Annotated in this window: 12 protein-coding genes; 2 read left to right on the top strand and 10 right to left on the bottom strand. The window is 60.6% G+C overall.

The features are described 5' to 3' along the window. Nucleotides 1-4: 4 nt before the first annotated feature. Together ASG47_RS15035 and ASG47_RS15030 are read left to right on the top strand one after the other, a co-directional pair. Nucleotides 5-1,630 carry a CocE/NonD family hydrolase gene (locus ASG47_RS15035; RefSeq protein ID WP_061910437.1) on the top strand — a complete coding sequence of 542 codons (1,626 nt, stop codon included), beginning with the start codon at nucleotides 5-7 and terminating at the stop codon, nucleotides 1,628-1,630. A 56-nt stretch (nucleotides 1,631-1,686) separates the two neighbouring features. Further along, entirely contained in the window at nucleotides 1,687-2,445 is a 759-nt protein-coding gene (locus ASG47_RS15030) for a HugZ family protein (RefSeq protein ID WP_061910436.1), read from the top strand. 112 nt (nucleotides 2,446-2,557) lie between these two features. On the opposite strand, the gene ASG47_RS15025 is transcribed toward ASG47_RS15030, so the two are convergent. The 10 genes from ASG47_RS15025 to xdhA all read right to left on the bottom strand — a co-directional run bounded on the left by ASG47_RS15025 (nucleotide 2,558) and on the right by xdhA (nucleotide 17,013). Further along, nucleotides 2,558-4,720, bottom strand: a complete 2,163-nt coding sequence (locus ASG47_RS15025; protein WP_061910434.1) for a malate synthase G — start codon at nucleotides 4,718-4,720, stop codon at nucleotides 2,558-2,560. A gap of 55 nt (nucleotides 4,721-4,775) precedes the next feature. Then, the gene (gene guaD / locus ASG47_RS15020; RefSeq protein ID WP_061910432.1) at nucleotides 4,776-6,077 is read right to left on the bottom strand and encodes a guanine deaminase; all 1,302 of its coding nucleotides are present in this window, start codon (nucleotides 6,075-6,077) and stop codon (nucleotides 4,776-4,778) included. Then, nucleotides 6,074-7,300, bottom strand: coding sequence for a urate hydroxylase PuuD (locus tag ASG47_RS15015; RefSeq protein WP_061910430.1), 1,227 nt, complete (start codon nucleotides 7,298-7,300; stop codon nucleotides 6,074-6,076). The genes guaD and ASG47_RS15015 overlap by 4 nt, the downstream gene beginning before the upstream one ends. Nucleotides 7,301-7,498: 198 nt before the next feature. After that, nucleotides 7,499-8,584: a BMP family ABC transporter substrate-binding protein gene (locus tag ASG47_RS15010; protein ID WP_061910428.1), complete on the bottom strand. Its 1,086-nt coding sequence runs from the start codon at nucleotides 8,582-8,584 to the stop codon at nucleotides 7,499-7,501. Nucleotides 8,585-8,639: 55 nt separating this feature from the next. After that, on the bottom strand, nucleotides 8,640-9,563 hold the full coding sequence (locus ASG47_RS15005) for an ABC transporter permease (protein WP_061910426.1): 924 nt from the start codon (nucleotides 9,561-9,563) through the stop codon (nucleotides 8,640-8,642). Further along, complete coding sequence (locus tag ASG47_RS15000; protein ID WP_061910424.1) at nucleotides 9,563-10,645, bottom strand: ABC transporter permease; 1,083 nt, start codon at nucleotides 10,643-10,645, stop codon at nucleotides 9,563-9,565. Before ASG47_RS15000 ends, ASG47_RS15005 begins: the two co-directional genes overlap by 1 nt. Beyond that, complete coding sequence (locus ASG47_RS14995; RefSeq protein WP_061910421.1) at nucleotides 10,629-12,161, bottom strand: ABC transporter ATP-binding protein; 1,533 nt, start codon at nucleotides 12,159-12,161, stop codon at nucleotides 10,629-10,631. The genes ASG47_RS15000 and ASG47_RS14995 overlap by 17 nt, the downstream gene beginning before the upstream one ends. A 1-nt stretch (nucleotide 12,162) precedes the next feature. Continuing rightward, nucleotides 12,163-13,020 (bottom strand): xanthine dehydrogenase accessory protein XdhC, encoded by an 858-nt coding sequence (gene xdhC, locus ASG47_RS14990; protein ID WP_061910419.1) that lies wholly within the window; start codon nucleotides 13,018-13,020, stop codon nucleotides 12,163-12,165. Between the two features lie 196 nt (nucleotides 13,021-13,216). Beyond that, nucleotides 13,217-15,547 carry a xanthine dehydrogenase molybdopterin binding subunit gene (gene xdhB, locus ASG47_RS14985; RefSeq protein WP_061910417.1) on the bottom strand — a complete coding sequence of 777 codons (2,331 nt, stop codon included), beginning with the start codon at nucleotides 15,545-15,547 and terminating at the stop codon, nucleotides 13,217-13,219. Then, nucleotides 15,547-17,013 carry a xanthine dehydrogenase small subunit gene (xdhA, locus tag ASG47_RS14980; protein WP_061910416.1) on the bottom strand — a complete coding sequence of 489 codons (1,467 nt, stop codon included), beginning with the start codon at nucleotides 17,011-17,013 and terminating at the stop codon, nucleotides 15,547-15,549. Before xdhA ends, xdhB begins: the two co-directional genes overlap by 1 nt.

Here is a 17,013-nt window from a genome sequence, read left to right as displayed (position 1 = left end):
GCCCATGAGCATCTCTTCACTCTACTTGGCCTGGCTGGAAGATCTGCCGCCACGGCTCAATGGAGTAAAGAAAACGCGCGGCATTTCCGTGCCGATGGACGATGGCGTCCTCCTCAAGACAGACCATTACGCCCCCCGCGCCGATGGCCCTCACCCGACGATCCTCATGCGGCTGCCCTATGGCCGCCGCGGTTTTGGCGCCATTTGCGAGGCCTATGCCGAACGCGGATTCCACGTCGTCATTCAGGCCTGCCGCGGCACCGAGCTTTCCGGTGGCGAATTCGACCCCTTCGCCAACGAACGCGCCGATGGCCTCGCGACACTCAGGTGGCTCGAGCAACAGCCCTGGTATGACGGCCGCATCGGCCTCACAGGCCCGTCTTATCTCGGCTATGCGCAATGGGCTATTTCCGACGCTCTTCCGCCCATTTCAGCCATGGCCACCAAGGTCACCACCTCCAATTTCCAGCCGGTCGTCTTTCCCTCGGGCGCCTTCCACCTCAATCTCTGGTTGTCCTGGGTGCAGGTCATCGAGGGTTTGCGGACCAATCCACTGGCGACCGCGGCCCGCATGTTCTCCGGTGACATCGAGCGCCGCACCGAGCGCGCGGCGAGTGTCCTGCCCCTGATCGACGCTGATATTGCTGCCGTGGGGCACGAGATACCTTTCTGGCGCTATTGGTTCGACCATGCCATTGGCAATGCCGGCTTCTGGAAAGAGATCGACCACAGCCACCGCCTGTCCAAATCGACACCACCGGTCCACTTCATTTCCGGCTGGTATGACTTCATGGTCGATCCTCTCTTGGCCGACTATCAGCGCCTCGTCGAACTCGGTCACACGCCATTTCTGACGGTCGGCACCTGGTTCCACATCGCCGAAGAACTGCAACGCGACAACCTCCGCGAAACGCTGATCTGGATGCGCGCCAAGCTTCTTGGCGATGCCTCTGGTCTCCGCAGAAATCCGGTCCGGCTTCACATCTCAGGCGAAAACGCTTGGCACGAGTTCGACCGCTACCCGCCGGGTCCACCGACGCCGGTCACTTACGCCATCGCGTCGGACAGGCGCCTTCTGGAGCGGCCAGAACCGTCAGCCGGTGGCGACAGCTATCGCTATGATCCCAACGACCCAACGCCCAATCTCGGCGGCGCAATCTTTGCCTTTACCGGCGCCGGACCAGTCGATAACGCGCCGCTCGAAGCGCGCGGCGATGTCCTCTCCTATACCAGCCCGGTTCTGCTCCAGAAGCTGACAGTGATCGGCCAATGCCGGGTCAACCTCAGCATCAAGGCCGAACACCCCAATGTCGATCTTTTCGTCCGCCTGAACGATGTCGGGCCCGATGGCATCTCGCGCAATATCTGCGACGGTCTCCTTCACGTCACCCCGCAGGGTTCATCCCATCCGGAGGGCGCACTCAAGCTGCACCTGAAATTGCATGCCACCGCGCACACGCTCCTCCCCGGCCATCGCCTGCGCCTTCTCATCGCCTCGGGCGCCCACCCGCGCTACGCCCGCAATCCGGGCACCGGTGAGCCGATAAATACCTCGGTCAATCTGGTCGCCAACACGGTGAAGGTTTTCCATGATGGCACCAATATCATCCTCCCGACCCACATAATCTGACATTGACGATCATCATTTCCTGACATAGTTCCGGCATCAACTTCGAGGGACATGTCATGGAAGAAAAATCACGGCTCCAGCCGACCGATGCCGCAGCGTTGCGCCAGGCCAAGGACTTGGTCCGAACCGCGCGCCACGGCGCTCTCGCAACGCTCGATCCGGCAAACGGCGCGCCACAAGTGACGCGGGTTGGTGTTTCGACCGATTTTGACTGCGCCCCTGTACTCTTGATCTCGGGCCTCGCCGCTCATTTTCCCGCGCTCAAAGCCGATGGCCGCTGTTCGCTCCTTCTCGGCGAGCCGGGCAAAGGCGATCCCCTCGCCTATCCACGAATCTCCATTGCCGCCAATGCGACGATCCTCGACCGAGAAGCACCCGATAGCCTCCGCATCGCTGCGCGCTATCTGGCCCACCAGCCCAAGGCAAAGCTCTATGCCGACCTCGGCGACTTCCGCTTCGTGCGGCTCGACCCCATATCCGCCAGCTTCAATGCGGGCTTCGGCAAAGCCTATGCGCTGACCTCGGCCGATCTACTTTCCAATGCCGACCCGGCCTTGGCCGCTGCCGAGGCGCACGCCCTCGAACACATGAACGAAGACCACGCCGACGCGGTCGATCTCTACGCTCAACACTACGCCAAAGCCCCCAGCGGCAAATGGCTTCTCGCTGGCGTCGACGCAGAAGGCATCGACATCGCCCACGGCGACGACATCCGCCGCATCTGGTTCGAAAAGCCCATCAGCGTTCCGCAAGACATGCACATGGTTCTGGTGCAGATGGCGAAGGCGGCACGCTTGGCGTTGATGGAAGTCTAGGCCACTACCCATTAACCGTAGTCATTGCCGGGCTTGTCCCGGCAATCCATCTCACCTCCGCATGGACCACCGGGACAAGCCCGGTGGTGACGACGAATGAGGGGATGCGACCCTACTTCCCGTCCCGCGCCTTGACCTTGCGCCGCGCCGCATGCAGCAGCGGTTCCGTATACCCGCTCGGCTGATCCGCCCCCTTCAGCGCCAAATCCAACGCCGCCTGAAACGCGACAGACTGGTAGTTCTCCGCCATCGGCCGATAGATCGGATCGCCCTCGTTCTGGCTATCGACCACCTTGGCCATGCGCTCGAATACCGAGGTCACCTCATCGCGGCTCACCAGACCATGCCGCAGCCAGTTCGCCACCGCCTGGGAAGAGATACGGCAAGTCGCACGATCTTCCATCAGCCCGACATTGTTGATGTCCGGCACCTTTGAGCAGCCAACACCCTGCTGCACCCAACGTACCACATAGCCCAAAATGCCCTGAGCATTGTTCTCAAGCTCACGCGTGATCTCTTCGCGGCTCAACGAATAGGGCACCTGTGCCGGCATCGAGAAGAGGTCCGACAGTCCCAGCACTGCTTGATTATGCCGACGGCTCTGCGCCTCGAACACGTTGACCTGGTGATAGTGCAGCGCATGCAGCGTTGCCGCCGTCGGCGATGGCACCCATGCCGTATTGGCGCCAGCGTTTGGATGCCCGATCTTGGCATTCATCATCGCCGCCATATCATCCGGCCGGGCCCACATGCCCTTGCCGATCTGCGCGCGACCCGAAAAGCCGCAAGCCAGCCCGATCAGCACATTGCGATCTTCATAAGAGCTGATCCAGCGCTCGGACTTGATCTCGTCCTTGCGCAGCACCGCGCCTGCTTCCATCGACGTATGGATCTCGTCACCGGTCCGATCGAGGAAGCCGGTATTGATAAAGAACACACGGCTCCGCGCCTCATAGATCGCGGCCTTGAGGTTAGCCGAAGTCCGGCGCTCCTCATCCATGATACCGATCTTGATCGTATTCGGCTTGAGCCCGAGAAAACCCTCGACCGACGCAAAAATCGCGCAGGCAAAAGCCACTTCCTCAGGGCCATGCATCTTGGGCTTGACCACATAGATTGACCCGGTGCGCGAATTGTTGCCCTTGTCGTGCAGTGCGCAAAGTGCGGTCACCGCGGCATCCATCAGCCCTTCGCCGATCGGCTTGCCATCGAGCAGGACGGCGTCGGTCGTCATCAGATGCCCGACATTTCGCACCAGCAGCAGCGAGCGCCCCTTGAGCACCAGTGGCTGGCCATTGGTGTCCTTATAGGTCCGGTCTGCCTTGAGCTTGCGCGTAACAGTCTGCCCGCCCTTCTCGAACGTGTCTTCGAGCGTGCCGTCCATCAACCCGAGCCAATTGCGATAGACGCCGACCTTGTCCTCGGCATCGACTGCAGCGACCGAATCCTCGCAATCCTGGATCGTCGTCAGCGCCGCCTCGACGACGACATCGGCCAGCCCAGCCTTGTGCGCCGATCCGATCTGGCTTTTTGGATCGATGGCGAGGATCACGTGCAGCCCGTTATGCCGGAGCACGATCTCGCCCTGATCCTCGGTCCCACCATAGCCGACAAAGCCGGATGGGTCGCGAAGCCCCGTGCGTCCCGAAGGAGTATCGACTTGCAGGTGTCGCTGGCCCTCAACGTTAACGAGATGGTACCCGATCACATCCGAATGGCTGCCTGTCGCCAACGGAAAACTCTCATCCAGAAACCGCGCCGCCCGCGCCACGACAGCAGCCCCGCGCTCCGCATTGTACCCCTTGCCCGGCGCTAAATCGCCATCGCGCGAGATGACGTCAGTGCCATAAAGCGCATCATAGAGGCTGCCCCAACGCGCATTTGCAGCATTGAGCGCGTAGCGCGCATTGGACACCGGAACGACCAATTGCGGCCCGCAAAGGCTCGAAATTTCGGGATCAAGATTGTCCGTCGCAATCGTAAAATCCTGAGGCTCTGGAACGACATAGCCAATTTCGCGCAGAAAGAACTCATAGCCCTGCGGATTGTTGGTGACCGCCCCATATTTGTGGTGCCATTCGTCGATCTGGCTCTGCAGCTCATCCCGCTTGGCCAAGAGTCGAGCATTGGTCGGCGCATGCTCGCGCACCAGATTTGCCAGCCCATCCCAGAATTGATCGGCCGATACGCCAAGCCCGGCAAGCGCCTCTTTCTCGACGAAATCCACCAGCAAAGGATGGACGGACAAGCCGGATTTCGTCAGGTAGTCGCTCATGCCTGGAACCTCTCGATAACAGTTTGGCGACAGCTTTAGGCCATCGCAGGCGGCGTCACAACCCGCCTAAAGTGGACTTCGCCCTTGCGCCTGCCACATAGACTTCGGCGATCGCGCGGTCGTCGCCCAGCGTTTGCAGGACGAACAGTTCCTCGACCAGCGTCTCGACACTCCCCATCCGCATCTGCATAGTCGGCGTCGCTCGCGCATCGAGCACGACCAAATCGGCCGCCCGCCCCGGCGCCACGCTGCCAATCGTCTCCGCCAATCCAAGCGCTTCGGCATTACCACGCGTTGCCAGATGAAACGACGCCAGCGGATTAAAACTCTGCTTCCGCAACTGCAAAATCTTGAACGCTTCATCCATGGTCTTGAGCATGGAAAAGCTCGTCCCCGCACCGATATCGGTCGCAAGGCCGATGCGCACCCCATGCTTCACCAACCGCTCGCGGTCAAAGAGTCCCGAGCCAAGAAACAGGTTCGATGTCGGGCAAAACACCGCCACCGACCCGGTCTCAGCGATCACTGCTGTCTCGCGATGATTGAGGTGGATCGAATGGCCTAGCAGCGTTTTGGACCCCAGAAGCCCATAGCGCTCATAAATTCCAGTATAGTCCGGCGCATCGGGATAGAGCTCCATCGAGTAAGAAATCTCTGCGTCGTTCTCGCTGAGATGGGTCTGCACGTAACAGTCCCCATGCTCCGCCACGATTGCCTGCGCCATCTCCATCTGCCCGGGCGTCGAGGTGATCGCAAAGCGTGGTGAGATGGCATAGAGCCCCCTGCCCCGCCCATGCCAGCGCGCGATCAGCGCCTTGGTGTCGTCATAGCCAGACTGCGCCGTGTCGAGCAGATCGTCCGGCGCATTGCGATCCATCATCACCTTGCCGCCAACCATCAGCATATTACGCCGATGCGCCTCGGCAAAGAAGGCGTCGACCGAACGCGGATGGCTCGAGCAATAAGCAACCGCCGTCGTCGTGCCATGCCGGATCAGCGCGTCATAAAAATCGACCGCAACCGCGTCAGCATGCCCCTGCTGGGAAAACTTCTGTTCCTCGATGAAAGTATAGGTATTGAGCCAATCGAGCAGCGACCCGGCATAAGACGCCATCATCTGGCTCTGCACATAATGGAGGTGCATGTCGATGAAGCCGGCCATGATCAGATTCGGCCGGTGGTCGACGATCGCCGATCCTGTCGTCTCGGCTTCGGCAAAATCAAGCACGGCCACGATCACACCGTTCTCGATGGTGACTGCGCCATCCTCGAGATAGAGATAGCTTTCCGTATCATCGATGCCTTGCGGCGCACGATGAAAGCTCAGCACGCGTCCACGCAGGATCGTCCGGCTCACGAGCCTGAACCCTCGCGGAACCACTGAACGAGAATAGCTCGCTCCTCAGGCATCATCTCCGTGACATTGCCCGGCGGCATGGCGTGGGCATAGCCCGCCTGCATGGCGACATCCTTGGCGTGATTTGCAATGGCAATGTCATTATCGAGGATGACATTCTTCGGCGCCTCATAGACACCCGGCCAAACCGGCTCGGCCGTATGGCACATGGAACAGCGTGTCTGAATTGTCTGGCTCGCCAGCTTGAAATGCTCAGTTGCCATGAACCGCTCGCCGGTCGCGCTGGCAATTGCTGGCGTATCGATCCCAGGCAGCTTTGGCGCCGTCGAGAGCCAAGCAATGGTGATGAAGAGAATGACGGCAACAGCCCAAGTCCAGTGCGGATTGCCCTTACGCGCGTGGCGCGTGTTGAAATAGTGCCGGATCACGACGCCAACGAGGAAGATCAGCGAGGCGATGATCCAGTTCCACTGCGTGGCGAATGCCAGCGGATAGTGGGACGAGAGCATGAAGAAGATAACGGGCAGCGTCAGGTAATTATTGTGGAGTGAGCGCTGCTTGGCGATTTTGCCATATTTGGCGTCAGGCACCCGGCCCGCCTTCAAATCCGCCACCACGATCTTCTGATTGGGAATGATGACCATAGCCACATTCGCCGCCATGATGGTCGCGGTGAACGCGCCCATATGCAGCATTGCCGCGCGTCCGGTGAAGAGCTGTGTATAGCCCCAGCTTGCCGCGACAAGAATGGCGAACAGCACCAGCATCAGCCCGGTCGTCGATTGCCCGATCTTGGATTTGCAAAGCGCGTCGTAAAGTACCCAACCCAGCACGATCGAGCCGATCGAGAGCAGGATCGCGCCCCAGCTCGGAATATCGAGCACATTACGATCAACGAGGTAGAGGTCAGCCCCGACATAGTAGATCAGCGCCAGCAGCGTGGCGCCGCTCATCCAGGTCCAATAGCTTTCCCATTTGAACCAGGTCAGGTGTTCAGGCAAAAACTCTGGCGCCACCAGATATTTGTTGATGTGGTAAAACCCGCCGCCATGCACCTGCCACTCCTCGCCATGGGCCAGCGGCGGCAGGCTGGGCGTCTTGCGCAGGCCAAGATCGAGCGCGATGAAATAGAACGAAGACCCGATCCAGGCGATGGCGGTAATGACGTGCAACCAGCGCACGGCAAACATTAGCCACTCATAAAATATTGCCAGATCGCCCATGCTGTCCCTCTTCTTGTTCCTCTCCCCATCGGGGAGAGGTGGCTCGGCAAAGCCGAGTCGGTGAGGGGGGCTGTCGCAATATCTGCGCATGCGGTCAGCACCCCCTCATCCGTCGCTACGCGACACCTTCTCCCCGATGGGGAGAAGAAAAGAGGCGGGCGCAGGCCCGCCCCTCAACACTCGGTCAAACCAGCTAGCTTACGCCGGCTGTTCGACGCCTTCGACATACCAATCCATGCTCAGCAGCTCGGCATCGGTCATGACGACGCCAGCGGCAACGCGCTCGGTGCCGGTATTGTCCTTGATCGGGCCAGTGAAGATATGGAAGGAGCCATCGATCTGGCCATTCTTGACTTGGTCAGCGGCAGCGCGAACGTCTTCCGGCACCTTGGCGCCATATGGCCCCATTTGCACGACGTCTTCCTTGAGACCTTCCCAAGTGTTGCCCGGCGTCCACGTCCCAGCCAGAACGGCTTCGGCGGATGCGAGGTAATGCGGGCCCCAATGGTCGATGATCGCAGTGAGCTGGGTGTCGGGCGCAAAGGCCGACATGTCGGCACCCTGGCCGAAGCCACCAACGATCCCGCGCTCGGCAGCAACCTGGAGGGCCGCTGGGCCGTCGGTGTGCTGGGCAACGATATCGATGCCCTGATCGATCATGGCGCGGGCCGCGTCAGCTTCCTTGGCCGGGTCGTTCCACGTCGAGATATAGACGGGCTTGACGGTGAATTCTGGGTTGATGCGACGGCCGCTCAGCGCCAGTGCGTTGATGCCCATCACCACTTCCGGGATCGGGAAGGAGCCGATGTACCCGGCCTTGCCGGTCTTCGACATGTGGCCAGCGATCGTGCCGCAAACCGCACGACCTTCATAGAAGCGCGCATTGTAGAGGCCGATATTCGGGCCGTTCATGTAGCCGGTGGCGTGCTCGAAAGCGATATCCGGGAACTGCGCGGCAACCTTGACCACCGAGTCACCGAAGCCGAAGCTCGTTGCGAAGATCAGCTGGCAGCCCTGCTGGGCCAGTTCGCGGAGGACGCGTTCGCAGTCCGGGCCTTCTGGCACGTTTTCGACGAACACGGTCTCGACCTTATCGCCGAGCTGTTCTTCGACGTAGATGCGGCCCTGGTTGTGGGCATAGTTGTAGCCATTGTCGTTGATCGAACCGACATAGATGAAGCCGATCTTGACCTTTTCGAGCTGCGCGAAAGCGCGCGAGCCCAAGAGCGGCAGGGCCAAGGCGGCGCCGCCGACTTTGACGAATGTACGACGCGAAAGTGTCATCTGATGTTTCTCCTGACTGACGTTCCTTGATCGAGATGATCGTTCCAATGTCATCTCAATTGGCGGGCAAGAACGGCTTGCCGAGGCAAGCCGGTGCATTGGTAGACGCATCGCGGCGGAGCGAAATCAGCACCAGCACGACGACGGTTGCGATATAGGGAAGAGCGGCCCAGAGCTCGGACGGCACAGCGCTCAGCGGTCCGCCACCAGCCTTGGCATAGAGCTCGGTAGTCATGACGAGCCCGAAGAGATAGGCGCCGCCCAAAAGGCGGAATGGCTTCCACGAGGCGAACACCACGAGCGCCACGGCGATCCAGCCGCGACCCGCCGTCATCCGCTCCGCCCATTGCGGGGTGAGCAGCAGCGGGAAACAGGCTCCCGCGATACCGGCCATGGCTCCACCAAACATGACGGCGAGATAACGCACACCGATCACCGAATAGCCGATCGAATGCGCCGATTGGTCATTCTCACCAACGGCCCGCAGGATCAGGCCCGCGCGCGTTTTGTGGAGGAAATACCAGATGGCAACGACCATCACGAAGGAGAAGTAGACAGGGAACGAGTAGCCGAAGATAACCCGCCCGATTGGATTGCCGTAGAATTCGGCAGGAAAGAGCGGCTGCATCAGCGTCACTGGCCGCGCCGAATAGGACGATCCGGCAAGCGCCGAAAAGCCAGTCCCGAAAATCGTCAGCGCCAGACCCGTTGCCGTCTGATTGGCTGAGAGCGACAGCGTCAAAAAACCAAAGATCAGTGATGCCGCTGTCCCGGCCGCGGCGCCGCAGAGCAGCGCCAGGTATGGATTACCGGTGTGGAACTGCACGACGAAGCCGGCGATCGCGCCGATCAGCATCATGCCTTCGACGCCCAGATTGAGCACCCCTGCCTTCTCGACAACCAATTCGCCCAAGGCCGCGATCAGAATAGGGGTTGATGCACCAACGACCGTGATCAGAATTGCGAGCGCCAGTTCCATTATGCCGCTCCCACCGATGGTTGCGGCAACACGCGGCGCAACCGGTACTTGATCAGAATATCGCCAGCCAAAAGGAAGAACAGCATCATCGCCTGGAAAATCCCGGTCGCCGCATTGGGCAGGCCAATGGTGGTCTGGGCGACTTCACCACCCACGAATGTGATGGCGAGAACAATGCCCGCAACGATCACACCCAGCGGATTGAGCCGCCCCAGAAACGCGACGATGATGGCGGTAAATCCGTAATTGGTCGGAAAGCCGGGCACCATGCGCTGGAAGGGACCAGCGACTTCCAGAACACCCGCGAGACCGGCCAAGCCACCACTCACCAGCATGGCGAGCCAAATGGTTTTGTTCTCGGAAAACCCGCCATAGCGTGCAGCATGAGGCGCGGCCCCAACGACGCGCATCCGGTAGCCAAACACCGACCGAGTCATGATGAACCAGGCGACGATCCCAACGAGAACTGCAATCGGTACGCCAAGATGCACAATTGTCCCCGGAATGATCGTCGGCAGGCGCGCCGCTTCCGAAAACAGCCGCGTCTGCGGAAAGCCCATGCCCATGGGGTCCTTCCAGGGCGCGCGGATGAGATAGTAGATCAGCTGAACAGAAGCATAGGTCAGCATCAGGCTCGTCAGGATCTCATTGACGTTGAGCCGTGTGCGCAGCAGCGCCGGGATAGCCGCATAAGCCATGCCCCCCAGCATCCCAGCCAGCACCATCAGCGGCAGGATCCACCAGCCCGTCATGCCATAGGTCAGGAGCGCTATGCCCGTGCCCGCAAGCCCCCCGATGACATACTGCCCTTCGGCCCCGATATTCCAGACATTCGCCCGATAAGCGATGGAAAGACCCACGCCGATGATGATCAGCGGCGCCGCCTTGATCCCCAGATCCTGCCACTTGTAGCTATTGGTCAGTGGCGTCAGGAAAATCTCGCGCACCGCGCCAATGCCATCATAGCCGATCAGCGAAAAGATCACCGCGCCGACGATCATGGTCAGGACCACGGCGACCACCGGCGTGATGTAGATCATAGCCTTGGACGGCTCGCGACGCTTCTCAAGCCGGAATTGCATGATCGGCCTCCGAGGCTCCGTGGACGCCACCCATTAGGAGACCGATTTCTTCGATGCTGAAATCCTTGACCGGCTTGGCGGCGCTCAGATGTCCCATATTGATCACCGCCAGCGTATCGCAGAGCGCCCGCAATTCATCGAGATCCTGGCTGATCACCACGATCGCCGAACCAGCAGACGCCAGATCGACCAGTGCCTGATGGATTGCCGCCGCCGCCCCTGCATCGACGCCCCAGGTCGGCTGACTCACCACCAGTACCGAAGGCTTCTGCAGAATTTCACGGCCCATAATGTACTTTTGCAAGTTCCCGCCAGACAGCGATCCCGCCGTCGAACTCGGACCCAGCGCCTTGACGGCAAAATCGGCAATGACCTTACCCGTATAGGTCTTGGCCGCGCCCGAATTGATCAGGCCCATGACGACCATGCCGAGCCGGTCGCGCGCCGTCAGCACCGAATTGTCCGCCAGCGAAAAATCACCCACCGCCGCATGACCATTGCGCTCTTCGGGCACCGCGCAAAGCCCGCGCTTGCGGCGCTCCGTCGTGTTCATCATCCCGATGCCAAAACCATCGATGGTGATGGCCTCGCGATCGTCGCCGATGATCTCGCCCGAAAGCGCATCGAGGAGCGCATTCTGCCCATTGCCTGCCACACCGGCGATGCCGAGGATCTCGCCGGCGCGAACGGTGAAGCTGACATTGTCCACTGGCACGTCGAAATGACCCGCCTTATTGGTGCGTAAACGATTGATGACGAGCTTGGGCTGACCAAACGCCCTGCCCTCAGCCTTGACGATATCCTTCAACCCGCTGCCGATCATCTTCTCGGCCATCGAGCGGCTGGTTTCTTGCTTTGGATCGCAAGTATCAACGAGCTTGCCGCCGCGCAGGATGGTCGCTGTATCGCACAAGGCTTTGATTTCATGCAGCTTGTGCGAAATGTAGAGAATCGAACATCCCTCGGCAGCGAGTTTTCGCAGCACGGTGAAAAGCTGCTCCACCTCCTGCGGCGTCAGCACCGACGTCGGCTCGTCCATGATCAGCAATTGCGGGTTGAGCAGCAGCGACCGGACGATTTCGATGCGCTGGCGTTCCCCGACCGAAAGCGTCGCGACGGTCCGGTGCGGATCGAGCACCAGCCCATAGGTTTGCATCACCTCGCGGATACGGCCCTCAAGCTCGCGCGAGGGAATTTTGGCATCCATGCCGAGTGCGATGTTCTCCAGCACCGTCAGCGCTTCGAACAGCGAGAAATGCTGAAACACCATGCCGATGCCAAGCTTTCGCGCAGCCTTGGGATTCGGCACCACAACAGGCTCGCCATTCCAGCGGATTTCGCCGGCGTCGGGCTGCATGATGCCATAGATCATCTTGACGAGGGTGGATTTGCCGGCGCCGTTTTCGCCGAGGAGCGCGTGGATTTCGCCGGGCTTGACCGCGAACGACACCTGATCATTGGCCAAAACGCCGGGAAACTGCTTGGTAATGCCGGTCAGTTCGAGCCGATTGGGCATGTCAAAGTCCACTCACCACCCCCCGTTTTTCGGGGATAGGCACCTGCCCGTCCAAAGCTTCCCGTTGCCCAATTTGGACCATAATTTCGGCCGCCGCTAGTGCCGCAATGGCGGATGGCCGTTTATCCCCAAGCCCTTGTGCGCCTATGGGTAACACCAACCGATCCAAAGCGACCCTGTCGCCCCCTTGCTCGAGAAACCAGCTCGCGAATTTTGCGCGCTTCGTTTTCGAGCCAACCATGCCGACATAGGGGCTGTCGAGCCGGTTGAGCGCCTCATTGGCGATCAAGAAATCGAGCGCATGGTCATGGGTCATGATCACAAAAGCGCTGCCGCGCGGCGCGGCGCGGACCACGGCCTCGGGCATCGCCACACGCCGATGCGCGATCCCGGGCGCCAAGAGATCAAGCTCATCCTGTCGCGTATCGATCACCTCCATGCGGACCGGCAGCAGTGCAAGGATCTGCGCCAGCACCCGTCCAACATGGCCCGCCCCGAAAACGTAAACCTCTGGCGTCAGCGCATCCTCGGCCATCGTCCGCGCCATGACCTCCCGGCGGATCGCAGCATCCGCGAAGCGGAGAGACACCATGACCCGCCCGCCGCAACACTGGCCAATCTCCGGCCCAAGCGGCACATCCATCGCCTCCGCGGTCCGCCCTTCGGCGATCAATCGCCGTGCATGGTCGATAACCATATATTCGAGCGCCCCACCACCGATGGTCCCAAAGATCGCCCCAAGCGCGACCAGCATGAACGTTCCCTGTTCGCGCGGCGAGGACCCGCGCACAGAGGTCAATTCGCAAGCGATGATGTCGGGGTTGGCAGCGAGGAAGGCTTCGAGGGCGGTGGAGGTCATACCCAAGCACCCTCAATTTCCCACCGCGTCATTCCCACAAAAGCGGGAATCTCGTCGCGGCACATGGGATTCCCGCTTTCGCGGGAATGACGCCGAGATAGTTTTGATGTCGTGGAACGCCACTTACAAAAGCGCGATGCTGTCCCTCCCCCTACCAGGGGGAGGCTAGGTGGGGGTAAATCCACACGCACCCTGCTCACCCCCGCGCCTCCCGCTTCATTCGCTCGACACCCATCAACACCCGCTCCGGCGTCACCGGCATATCGAGCTGCGGCGCGATCGCGTAATCCGCCACGCTCGCCACCGCCATGCCCAAAGCTTCCGGCACGCTCATCGCCAACATGAATGGCGGCTCACCGACAGCCTTCGATCGCCCAATCGTCGGCTCCTTGTTCACCGACCACTCCGCCAGCTTCACATTGAAAACCGGCGGTACATCGCTCGCGAGCGGGATCTTGTATGTCGACGGCGCATGGGTCCGTAACTGCCCCTTGGCATCCCAGACCAGCTCTTCTGTCGTCAGCCAGCCCATGCCCTGCACAAAGGCACCCTCAACCTGACCAAGATCAATGGCCGGGTTCAGCGACTTACCAACATCATGCAAAATATCGACGCGATCGACGGTGTACTCCCCTGTCAGCGTATCGATCGTCACTTCGCTGACCGAAGCGCCATAAGCAAAATAGTAGAACGGATGCCCGCGACCGGTCGCCCGGTCCCAATGAATTTTCGGCGTCTGATAAAAGCCCGCTGCCGAAAGCTGCACGCGGTTCATGAAGCCCGACATGGCCAACTCGGCAAACGGCACGAATTTCGCGCCGGCCTGAAGGCCACCCTGCACCCATTCGCACTCGGCTTCGCTCACCTGATGCAATTTCGCGGCATGCGTCAGCAGCCGCTCCTTGATCTGCCGGCACGCGTCATAGGCCGCCGCACCATTGAGATCTGACCCCGACGAAGCCGCCGTCGCCGACGTATTCGGAACCTTGCCCGTCGAAGTCGCCATGATCTTGACCGTGTCGAGGTTCACCCCGAACGCATCGGCCACCACCTGCGCCACCTTGATATAGAGCCCCTGCCCCATCTCGGTGCCACCGTGGCTCAAATGGATCGACCCATCCTTGTAGACATGCACCAGCGCGCCGGCCTGATTGTACCAGGTCGCCGTGAAGGAGATGCCGAATTTTACGGGCGTTAGCGAAATGCCCTTCTTGAGCACCGCACTGGTCTTGTTGAACTCAACAATCGCCGCGCGCCGCGCTTGATAATCCGACGACGTCTCAAGCTCATCCACGATCCGATGGATGATATTGTCCTCAACCATCTGATGGTAGGGCGTCACATTGTCGGTATCGGTGCCGTAGAAATTGGCCTTGCGAATATCGAGCGGATCCTTGCCCAGCGCATAGGCAATATCCTCGATCCAGCGCTCGGCGCCCACCATGCCCTGCGGCCCACCAAAGCCACGGAAAGCCGTGTTGGAAACCGTATTTGTATAAAGCGGCTCAGATCTCGCCCGCACCGCGGGATACCAATAAGCATTGTCGCAATGGAACAGCGCCCGGTCTGTCACCGGCCCCGACAGGTCTGACGAATATCCAGCGCGCGCGCCATAAACCGCATCCACCGCGTGGATCTTGCCGGTCTCGTCATAGCCGACATCATAATCGACCACGAAATCGTGCCGTTTGCCCGTCGCGCTCATGTCGTCGTCACGGTCAGGGCGGATCTTGCAGGCCCGGTTCCATGTCTTGGCCGCCAGCGCCGCCACCACTGCAAACAGATTCCCCTGCGTTTCCTTGCCGCCAAAGCCACCGCCCATGCGACGCACATTTACTGTCACCGCGTTGTGCCGAATGCCCAGCGCCTGCGCGACGATTAACTGAATTTCACTGGGATGCTGGGTCGAAGAAAAGAGCGTGACATCCTCGTCCTCCCCCGGCACCGCCAGGGCGATCTGCCCCTCGAGATAAAAGTGGTCCTGCCCGCCAATGGTGATCGCACCCTTGGCCCGGCGCGGCGCGCCGGCGAGACCTGCCTTCACATCGCCGCGCTCGAGTTTCAGCGGCGGCGTCACCAGCTTGCCGCCAGCCGCCTGAGCCGACCGCACATCGGTGAAAAACGGCAGTTCCTTGTAGTCGATCTGGGCGAGATGCGTCGCCCGCCGCGCCTGGTCACGCGTCTGTGCGACCACAGCAAAAACCGGCTGCCCCCAGAAATGCACGACACCATCGGCAAAAACCGGCTCGTCATGCATATGCGCCGAGCTGATATCGAGCACACCCGGCACATCGTCATTGGTCAGAACGCCGATAACGCCGGGCGCCTTCAGCACCGCAGAAAAATCCATGCCGAGGATCTCGGCATGCGGCTTGGTCGAGAGCGCCAGATAGGCATGCATCGTGCCGACCGGCTCGATCATGTCGTCGATATATTCGGCCGTACCCGTGACGTGCTTCGGCCCGCTATCGTGCCGCGTATTGGTATGCATCACAGCCAGATTAATCGGTGCAGCATGCTTGTTCATCACGCCACCTCACGCTTGAGCCGCACATCCTGCCCCGACACATCGAGGAAGAACCGCTTCAGGAGGTTCTGCGCCGTCAGCAACCGATACTCCGCCGAAGCGCGCATGTCACTGATTGGCTGATAATCCTCGGCGAAAGCAGCAACAGCCGCCTCCACAGTCTCCATCGTCCACGGTTTTCCAACCAGAGCCGCCTCGACGGCCTTGGCCCGTTTCGGCGTCGCCGCCATGCCGCCAAAGGCAATCCGCGCCATGCCGACGACGCCGGCGTCATTCACGAACACCCGGAACGATCCGCACAGCGCAGAGATATCTTCCTCGCGGCGCTTGGAAATCTTGTAGGTCGCAAATTTCTCGCCCGCCGGCAGCAGCGGCAGTGTTACGCTTTCGACGAACTCGCCCGGCTGCCGATCCTGCTTGCCGTAGGCGATGAAGTAATCTTCGAGCTTGATTTCGCGCCGATGCTCGCCGCGACGCAGACTGAGCTTTGCTCCCAGCGCAATGAATGGCGGCGGCGTATCCCCAATCGGCGAACCATTGGCGATATTGCCGCCAATCGTCCCCATATTGCGGATCTGCTCGCCGGCAATCCTGTTCCAAAGCTCCCCGAGCTGCGGGAAGTTCGCCTGAATGACCGGGAGCGCTTCCGAGTATGAGACGCCAGCGTAAAACCGCACTTCGCTGGCGTTCTCGGCGATGCGCTTCAATTCCTGCAGGTGACCGATAAAGATCACCGGCCCGATATTGCGCATGAATTTCGTCACCCACAGCCCGACATCGGTCGAGCCGGCAACGATCCGCGCATTGGGGTTGGCCTCATAAACGGCAGCGAAATCGTCGAGGCTCGCCGGGATGATGATCTGCTTGTCACCCTCGCCAATGACGACGCGCCGCCCATCATTCAGCGCCTTGATCGTGTCCTTGACCGCGATCCGTTCGGCCCAAAGCACATCGCCCTGCGGCTGCCCATAGGTGCCCATGGCCTCGCCCGCGCGAATGATCGGCGCATAACCGGTGCAGCGACAAAGATTGCCCTGCAGCGCCTTCTCGATCGCTGGTCGCGTCGGGCTCGGGTTCCGCATCCACAGCCCATAAAGGCTCATCACAAAACCCGGTGTGCAGAACCCGCACTGCGACCCGTGGTGATCCACCATCGCCTGCTGCACTGGATGCAGCGCGCCATTCTCGCCGCGCAGATGCTCGATGGTGACGACATGCGTCCCATGCAGACTTCCGACAAAGCGGATGCACGCCGTCACCGAGTCATAAATGATCTCATCATTCATCAGCCGACCGACCAGCACAGTGCACGCCCCGCAATCGCCCTCGGCACAGCCTTCCTTCGAGCCGCGCAGACGCCGCTCCAGCCGCAGCCAATCGAGCAGCGTCAGGTCCGGCGCGACATCGATGAGGGTGATTTCCTCGCCATTGAGCAGAAAGCGGATGGCATTTGCGAACTCCACCAT

The organism is Devosia sp. Leaf420 (assembly GCF_001425445.1).
In the GTDB taxonomy this organism is placed as follows: Bacteria; Pseudomonadota; Alphaproteobacteria; order Rhizobiales; family Devosiaceae; genus Devosia.
This window is presented reverse-complemented; position numbering and strand designations above follow the sequence as displayed.

Bases quoted from the DNA above. Each gene is read 5' to 3' on its own strand.
- ASG47_RS14995 (WP_061910421.1), bottom strand. From the start codon at position 12,161: ATGCCCAATCGGCTCGAACTGACCGGCATTACCAAGCAGTTTCCCGGC.
- ASG47_RS15010 (WP_061910428.1), bottom strand. From the start codon at position 8,584: ATGACACTTTCGCGTCGTACATTCGTCAAAGTCGGCGGCGCCGCCTTG.
- ASG47_RS15005 (WP_061910426.1), bottom strand. From the start codon at position 9,563: ATGGAACTGGCGCTCGCAATTCTGATCACGGTCGTTGGTGCATCAACC.
- ASG47_RS15025 (WP_061910434.1), bottom strand. From the start codon at position 4,720: ATGAGCGACTACCTGACGAAATCCGGCTTGTCCGTCCATCCTTTGCTG.
- ASG47_RS15000 (WP_061910424.1), bottom strand. From the start codon at position 10,645: ATGCAATTCCGGCTTGAGAAGCGTCGCGAGCCGTCCAAGGCTATGATC.
- xdhC (WP_061910419.1), bottom strand. From the start codon at position 13,020: ATGACCTCCACCGCCCTCGAAGCCTTCCTCGCTGCCAACCCCGACATC.
- ASG47_RS15015 (WP_061910430.1), bottom strand. From the start codon at position 7,300: ATGGGCGATCTGGCAATATTTTATGAGTGGCTAATGTTTGCCGTGCGC.
- ASG47_RS15030 (WP_061910436.1), top strand. From the start codon at position 1,687: ATGGAAGAAAAATCACGGCTCCAGCCGACCGATGCCGCAGCGTTGCGC.
- ASG47_RS15035 (WP_061910437.1), top strand. From the start codon at position 5: ATGAGCATCTCTTCACTCTACTTGGCCTGGCTGGAAGATCTGCCGCCA.
- xdhA (WP_061910416.1), bottom strand. From the start codon at position 17,013: ATGGTGGAGTTCGCAAATGCCATCCGCTTTCTGCTCAATGGCGAGGAA.
- xdhB (WP_061910417.1), bottom strand. From the start codon at position 15,547: ATGAACAAGCATGCTGCACCGATTAATCTGGCTGTGATGCATACCAAT.